Below are 4,746 nucleotides of genomic sequence, written 5' to 3' on the forward strand. Positions count from 1 at the left end.
GACTCGCTCTAAGCGAAGCTATGCCGCAGGCTTTACGCTGCGCTAACGTAATTAAGTTTTGTGTTGGGGTTAAATACCCCGACACAAAACTTGTCGGTTATAGACCCGGGAGACTTAAACCTACGGAACTGGTTAATGAGAGGGAATAGGGAATAGGAGAGACTAAGCGACTCACATTTTACTGCGAGACGCTACGCGTAGCTTGCTTAAGCAAAGGAGTAGGACTACACCCTTGTTCTTTATCTTTTGAGAATGTAGTGAAGTACCCCAACTTGCTTCGCTGAAGTTGGGGCTTCCAAAATCAACTATACAAGGACGGTCTTATTCGTCTTTGGAGCTTCCCGTCTCATTCGCCGTTGCCTCATTAAACCCGTGTCTAATTTGGTCTTACACAGCGTCCACAGGCAGTCGCTCATCTTCCATAGGCGATTTATTTGTCTACGGTACGCTTGTCTTGGAATTACGGCAGTAGCCGACCAGCAGGACTTACGTTTTTCCCGATCTAGTTATGTGTCTGCGGCAAGTCTGACTACTTTGAAGTTAGCCTGTCTGTTCCATACAGTCGGGAGGGTCATCGACCAATTTTATTATATCATAATAGACATACATTGTGCGTATATTATGAAAACTGGAAGACTAAATTTAAGGATATCCGAGAAACGTTTAGCCAGACTCAAAGCTTATGCTGGAGACAAAGAAAAAACCATCACTCAGCTTATTGAGGATTGGATCGATAGGCTACCAAATTCAAAGACTGACGATTCCTCATCCGCCCCACTCCCTAATCAACCTGGCGGTTGATAGCGGTCAAAGGCAGAATCGTTATCGTCCGGCTATCCATCCCCAGCCTGCTTCGCCGAGGCTGGGGCATTTCGCCGAATTTGGTAAAACTAATTCTTGAAGGTAAAATTTTCTGGCTATGAGCAGCTTTATCTGATATAATCACCTTAGTGTAATGTCCGGGATGTAGCGCAGCTTGGTAGCGCGCCTGCTTTGGGAGCAGGATGCCGCAGGTTCAAATCCTGTCATCCCGATTTTTTATGGCAAAATTATCAACCTAGATGTATTAGTAAATCTGGGGTTTTTTGATATATAAAATCAAAAAGTCAAAACATACTACGCTGCAATTTAGGAATGACTAAGGGTTTTCTTGGTAAAATGTGCATCTAAATTGTGTTTTTTGCCAAAAATACTAACTTGGTTATTCTACAACTAAGCTGTCTTCTGAAGGCTAACAGGCAAATTTCATGCCAAGTAGCAAGTTACTAATAAAACTATGTTCTGTATAGATTTGAGCAAATATTAAACCAACAGCAGATGGAACGAATAATTAAGTAATAACGTCACCCATATCGTGAGAAATACAATAAAATGGCACTCATCAGTTCCAACATTGCAGAAGTTTTTTATCGTTTGAAAACGATATATAATAGGCATCTACAGCATTTCGCAGTGAATAGCAAGGCGAAAGTGAGACAAATACAGCTTTAGCTAGGATCTTTAATTCACGAAAGCAGCACTACAGCAATCCTCAAGAATTGCAAAGTATTGACCTCTGACAGTTATCAGTCAACAGCTACAATGAATGAGTTTTTTACAACTCAAATGGATTGCTATATAACTAAAGCTAGTTGATACTAGTGCAAATCCAACCACTTGTTTGACTAAATTAAACTATTGATACGAGGAGTAGTTATGAAATCACTGGTTCGCTGGGGCGCAACATTAGGCTTAGTAGGCAGCACTTTTCTAGGGACGTTGTTTGGGGGAAACATGTCAGTGCTGGCATTATCAGAACAACAAATAAAAGAGAAGTTAGACTCAGTACCTGTGTACTTGATTACTAACGAAAAAGGTTTACCGCTCAGTCGGACTCTGCCTCAAGGTCAAAATGGACAAAAAGCTGGGGGTTCGGTGACAGGTGTTTATATGAGTCGTCAGGAGGCTCAAGCTTTTGTCAACGAGCTGCGAAATACAAAAAATCAAGACCCAAAAATGCAAGAAATGATTAAAAACTTGCAGGTAACAGCAGTACCTCTGGGAGTAATTTATCAGCAATTACAACAAACTAAAAACCAACCAAACCGTCTTTTGTTTGCTTTTAAACCTGTAGAACAAGAGATTCAAGGGGCGTTGGATTTGCTGCGCCAAAGTGGTCAAAAAGTAGAGCAGTTTAAGAGTGTACCGGTTTTTGCTGTGAGATTTTCACCCGATCAAGGATATGTACCAATCAAACTAACATCTGATAATCAGCAAATTCTGCCGCTATTTTTAAGCAAGCAAGATGCACTTGGTTTATTAAACCAAGTGAAGCCAAAACATCCTAAAGCTGATATTCAAGTAATCGATGTTGATGGGGTGATTAAAACTTTACAAGACAAAAATGATGCATGGCTTAACCAAGTTATTTTAGTGCCATCTCCAGAGTCGAGAGAGTATATTAAGACACTGCCTAGAACTAATACTAATACTCCGGCTACTACTCCGGCTACTCCTAATAGAACGAACAATTCACAGCCTGCAAAGCCAAAACCACGTTAAGCATGGTTGAACAATCACCAAGAGTGGTTTCTGGTTTACAACTTTGGCAGTGGCGTCGCAAAGCAATTCAAACTGCGATCGCCACTGATGTTCCACCAGAGGAGGTAGACTGGCTGTTACAAGAAATGGCTGGCTTAGATCGCTTGGCACTACGTTTGGAGTCTTTCAAAAGCTGGTCTCAAATTCAAATGCAGCTGTCTGTTGATGAGTTAGAGCAATTGTGGCAAAGGCGATTAAATGATCGCTTACCAGTGCAATATATTGCAGGTGTGACACCTTGGCGACAGTTTAAAATCGCGGTGTCAAGTGCGGTTTTGATCCCTAGACCAGAGACAGAATGCCTAATTGATTTAGCTGTTAGTGCTGCTGCGAAAAGTGCGATCGCTCAGGATTTACACTCAGGGCATTGGGTAGATCTGGGCACAGGTAGCGGGGCGATCGCTTTGGGATTAGCAGATGTCTTCCCACAAGCTACAGTTCACGCTGTAGATTATAGTCTTGAGGCTTTGGCGATCGCTCAAGCAAATGCTGAAAATTTAGGTTTTGATGAACGTATCCAATTTTACCAAGGTTACTGGTGGGAACCGCTGGCGTTTCTCAAAGGTCACTTCAGTGGTATGGTGTCGAACCCGCCTTATATCCCCACCAGTACCCTATCTAGCTTGCAACCAGAAGTAGTTAATCATGAACCACATTTAGCCCTCAATGGTGGTACTGATGGTTTAGATTGTATCCGCCATTTAGTAGAAACTTCTCCTCAGTATTTGCGACCTGGCGGTGTGTGGCTAATTGAGATGATGGCAGGACAAGCGGATGCAGTTAGAGAACTTTTGCAAAATCAAGGTAGTTATTGTAATATTCAAATTCATCTTGATTTAGCTGGAATTGAGCGTTTTGCTTTGGCTTATGTAAAAGGGACTGGGAACTGGGGATGAGGGAGATGAGGGGACGCGGGGACACCGAGACGCGGGGACGCGGGGACACGGGGACACAGAGAATAATCAATTCCCAATTCACGTTTAATGTGAATTAGAGACTGAAACCCTATATTTATCGTTGTAGAGACGCGCCATGGCGCGTCTCTACACAACGCGAGATTATTGATAAGCTGTTCCACATATAACTTGCATAATTAGGGCGGGCAAGATGCCCACCCCACAAGAGTTTTATTTAATTTGATTATGTAATTTAGATGTTTTTTAGCTTATCTCGTTGATTTTGATAATTCACATTAGGCGTAATTCCCCATTCCCCATTCCTAATTCCCAATTTCCAGTAACTAGATGAATATGACACAAGTTTCTTTTGCGAATCTGATCACTGGCGCACGCGCTGGTGCTTTGGTGAGCTTTCCTACAGATACTGTTCCTGCGCTTGCTGTCGTGCCAGAAAAGGCAGAGTTAATTTTTGTTGCTAAGCACCGCAGTCAGGATAAACCTCTGATTTTGATGGGGGCTAAGGCTGAGGATTTGTGGCTATATGTCAAAGGTAATGAGGATGAGTATAAAATTTGGCAAAAGTTAGTACACAAATACTGGCCAGGAGCGCTAACTTTAGTATTACCAGCGAGCGATCGCGTCCCCAAAGTCATGAATCCCAGCGATCCAACGACAATTGGTATTAGAGTGCCCAAAAGTGCGATCGCTCAGCGAATTTTGGCACAAACAGGTCCTCTTGCTACCACTAGTGCTAATTTTTCTGGTCAACCACCTTTACAAACAATGGCAGAAATTGCGGCTCAGTTCCCTGAAGCTTTGACTTTGGTAACAACAGAATGCCAGGATGAAATATCAATCGGTGTACCTTCTACTGTTGTCAAATGGACGGGAGAAACTTGGCAGATTTTACGGCAAGGCGCGGTGGTTTTAGAGGCATGAGGGAATGTAGTTCGACTTCTTTTGTCGGAGACGCTACGCGGTAAGCGCAGCCATGCCCGCAGGGCTTTACGCTCACCAACCGGGAGCAGGGGAGGCAGGGGAGAGATGTGGTTCGACTTCGCTCACCAACCGGGAGATGAGTAAGAAAATTTCTCCCTTGTCCTCCTTCGGGTGACGCTCGCAAGCTCGCTAACGCTGCGCTAACGCAATCGCCTGCGGAGGGAAACCCTCCTTTACTCGCTGTCTCACCGCGTCCCCCCGTCCCCGCGTCCCCCCGCTTTCAAGGGTAGGTTTTTCATATTCAGTCTGAAAAAACCTATTTTTTCGT

4 protein-coding genes and 1 tRNA gene are annotated in these 4,746 nt (G+C 43.6%); all 5 read left to right on the forward strand.

The window, feature by feature from the left end:
• The first annotated feature begins 682 nt into the window (after positions 1–682).
• The 5 genes from AC5JMF_RS29825 to AC5JMF_RS29845 all read left to right on the forward strand — a co-directional run bounded on the left by AC5JMF_RS29825 (position 683) and on the right by AC5JMF_RS29845 (position 4,418).
• Positions 683–901, forward strand: coding sequence for a hypothetical protein (locus AC5JMF_RS29825; protein WP_495799322.1), 219 nt, complete (start codon positions 683–685; stop codon positions 899–901).
• Between the two features lie 59 nt (positions 902–960).
• Positions 961–1,034: transfer RNA gene (locus tag AC5JMF_RS29830), tRNA-Pro, on the forward strand.
• A 661-nt stretch (positions 1,035–1,695) separates the two neighbouring features.
• Positions 1,696–2,541, forward strand: coding sequence for a Tic22 family protein (locus AC5JMF_RS29835; RefSeq protein WP_495799323.1), 846 nt, complete (start codon positions 1,696–1,698; stop codon positions 2,539–2,541).
• A gap of 2 nt (positions 2,542–2,543) precedes the next feature.
• Entirely contained in the window at positions 2,544–3,476 is a 933-nt protein-coding gene (gene prmC / locus AC5JMF_RS29840; RefSeq protein ID WP_495799324.1) for a peptide chain release factor N(5)-glutamine methyltransferase, read from the forward strand.
• 354 nt (positions 3,477–3,830) lie between these two features.
• A complete protein-coding gene (locus tag AC5JMF_RS29845) occupies positions 3,831–4,418 on the forward strand; it encodes an L-threonylcarbamoyladenylate synthase (protein WP_495799325.1) in 588 nt (195 codons plus the stop codon).
• The last annotated feature ends 328 nt before the right edge of the window (positions 4,419–4,746 follow it).

The organism is Desmonostoc vinosum (assembly GCF_059505385.1).

What these genes read in the sequence shown, in the direction of transcription:
- prmC (WP_495799324.1), top strand. Translation starts at nt 2,544, where the DNA reads ATGGTTGAACAATCACCAAGAGTGGTTTCTGGTTTACAACTTTGGCAG.
- AC5JMF_RS29835 (WP_495799323.1), top strand. Translation starts at nt 1,696, where the DNA reads ATGAAATCACTGGTTCGCTGGGGCGCAACATTAGGCTTAGTAGGCAGC.
- AC5JMF_RS29845 (WP_495799325.1), top strand. Translation starts at nt 3,831, where the DNA reads ATGACACAAGTTTCTTTTGCGAATCTGATCACTGGCGCACGCGCTGGT.
- AC5JMF_RS29825 (WP_495799322.1), top strand. Translation starts at nt 683, where the DNA reads ATGCTGGAGACAAAGAAAAAACCATCACTCAGCTTATTGAGGATTGGA.